The organism is Bacillus sp. 22446 (assembly GCF_052044955.1).
Lineage (GTDB): Bacteria > Bacillota > Bacilli > Bacillales > Bacillaceae > Bacillus > Bacillus altitudinis.
Genome location: NZ_JBQEOD010000021.1, coordinates 1 through 887, shown reverse-complemented (window position 1 = coordinate 887; position 887 = coordinate 1). Strand labels below are relative to the sequence as shown.

The 887-nt window shown below is 34.6% G+C and carries 1 tRNA gene; it reads left to right on the top strand.

Features of this window, described 5'->3' with window-relative positions:
- The first annotated feature begins 812 nt into the window (after positions 1–812).
- Positions 813–885 (top strand) — tRNA-Val (locus tag ACTJJD_RS19300).
- The last annotated feature ends 2 nt before the right edge of the window (positions 886–887 follow it).

Sequence of the window (887 nt, the reverse complement as noted above, 5' to 3'; positions counted from 1 at the left end):
TCCCCCTGTGAGAGTAGGACGCCGCCAAGCTTTTCAAAGGATCAGTTCCAATCGGAACTGGTCTTTTTTGTGTTTTGATAAATGATATATCTATTTATATTGAAAATAGTGATCTTTCACTACATTCTCAATAACTCATTCATTTCATCCCCTTCACTGGAATTCTAGACATTCTATAAAATTCTTATCATCGAATCTCGTCGATCGCTCATCTTGCTAAGAGTCAACATCGAAAGAGTAAACATGTCTAAAAAGGATCTTCTCCTCTGGCAACCATATGTAGCGAACTGCGCTTGCTGCTAGATCATTGAAACCTACATAAGAGAGCAAAGGGCATCTTGGTTTGCTAATGAGAGAGGGGAGGAAGATTTGAGTTAAGCAACACAATGTTTGATGAGGCAAGGGAACATTGAGACGAATTTTTGGAAAATGACCAGGATCAATTTAATATAAAGCAAATATACAAAATGGTTTCTCGGAAAAATAAAATAATAAAAAAATTCGTTTCTATATGCACGTTATCTGAGGATTTAAGGAATAAAACAAACATTTTTCAACTTTAAAAGAGCTGTTTTTACATTGAAAAAGCGCTATTAATCCCCTTTTTAACAAAAAAACATAAAAAAATGAAAAAAAGACTTTTAAAATGAAGAGACAAGTGGTAAACTTCTTTAGGTGCCTTAACGAAAAGATTTGAAAAAATAGCTTTAAAATAAATTCAAAAATTATTTTAAAAAAGTCTTTACAAACAATATCTTATCGTTATATAATACTATTTGTCAGATCGAGAGACATTCGAAACGACATAACATGGAGGATTAGCTCAGCTGGGAGAGCATCTGCCTTACAAGCAGAGGGTCGGCGGTTCGAGCCCGTCATCCTCCACC